General features: G+C 66.0%; 2 protein-coding genes. Both read left to right on the top strand.

Annotated features, from left to right (window positions below; all coding sequences use genetic code 11):
- Positions 1 to 81: 81 nt before the first annotated feature.
- Positions 82 to 354, top strand: a complete 273-nt coding sequence (locus WG900_RS20110) for a helix-turn-helix transcriptional regulator (RefSeq protein ID WP_339970164.1) — start codon at positions 82 to 84, stop codon at positions 352 to 354.
- A gap of 8 nt (positions 355 to 362) precedes the next feature.
- On the top strand, positions 363 to 1,241 hold the full coding sequence (locus tag WG900_RS20105; protein ID WP_339970162.1) for a replication initiator protein A: 879 nt from the start codon (positions 363 to 365) through the stop codon (positions 1,239 to 1,241).
- Positions 1,242 to 1,347: the final 106 nt, after the last annotated feature.

Here is a 1,347-nt window from a genome sequence, read left to right as displayed (position 1 = left end):
GTCGCCGACAAACTTGCGCGAAGCTTGCCGCACACCGCCTGTCCATTCCGGCAGGTGCGCAGCCGCGATGGAGCACACGCCATGGATGCCAGACCAACCCCAGTCACCGCCCGTTTCTTGCGGACGCCCGATGCTGCCGTGCATCTGGGCCTCTCTGCCCGCACGCTGGAGAAGCACCGCTGCTTCGGCACCGGCCCCGTCTACCGCAAACTGGGCGGGCGGATCGTCTACTCGGTCACCGACCTCGATGCCTGGGCCGAACAGGGCCTGCGCCGTTCGACCAGCGATCCGGGCAAGGGCATCGTCCACCCCGCCAAGCGGCTCGACGGCTATACCCCGCCGGTGCGGCGCTGAGAGCAGACATGCGCCGCTTGCCCTCCTTCCCAGCGCGCCTCACGCAGCTTGACCTGCTCGTCAGTGTAGGATGCAACATCGCCGCCCGCGACGCCCAGGACCTGATGGCCTGGCCGTTCTTCAGCCTTGCCAAGTCGAAGCGGGTGCGCCCGATCGACTTCCGGATGGGCGAGGTTTCGATCCTCGTCGAGGCGACTGTCGAACACGGCATGGCGACCATCTGGGACGCTGACGTCCTCATCTGGGCTGCAAGCCAGATCGTCGAAGCGCGCGACATGGGCCGCCCGACCTCGCGGCTGCTCGCCGCCACACCACATGAGATCCTGGCCTTCACGCGGCGCGGCACTGGCAAGGCGAGTTACGAGCGGCTGAAGGCCGGGCTTGACCGGCTGCAGTCGACGACGATTGCAACCTCGATCCGCCAGCTCGGAAGCCGGCGGCGGCACCGCTTTTCCTGGATCAACGAGTGGAAGGAGCGCCTCGACGGCTCCGGCCGGGCGCTCGGGATCGAGATGATCGTGCCCGACTGGTTCTACGAAGGCGTGATCGACCAGGCGCTCGTGCTGACGATCGACCCCGCCTATTTCACGCTGACCGGCGGGCTGGAGCGCTGGCTTTACCGCCTGGTGCGCAAGCACGGCGGCAAGCAACGCGGGGGCTGGAGCTTCGACTTCCAGCACCTCCACATGAAGTCCGGCGCACTGTCACCGCCCAAACGCTTCGCGTTCGAGCTGCGCGACATCGTGCGGCGCCAGGCGCTGCCCGGATACGAGCTCACCATCGACCATGCGCTTGGCCGCGAGCGGTTGAGCTTCGCGGCGCTCCCCGTGGATTCCTTCGACGCAGCCATGCGGCGCGTCGGCCTGCCTGCTGTGGATATGTCATGATCGGACTCGGACTATCAGGAACCGCCGGACTCGGACTATCGGGAACCGGAAGTTCGGACTATCAGGAACCGAAATGCCACTTAAGTGCATTTAACTTAACGGAAAA

This window comes from Novosphingobium aquae, from assembly GCF_037572715.1.
GTDB classification, from domain to species: domain Bacteria; phylum Pseudomonadota; class Alphaproteobacteria; order Sphingomonadales; family Sphingomonadaceae; genus Novosphingobium; species Novosphingobium aquae.
The sequence above is the reverse complement of the archived record's forward strand: the minus strand, read 5'-3'. Positions and strand labels throughout refer to the sequence as shown.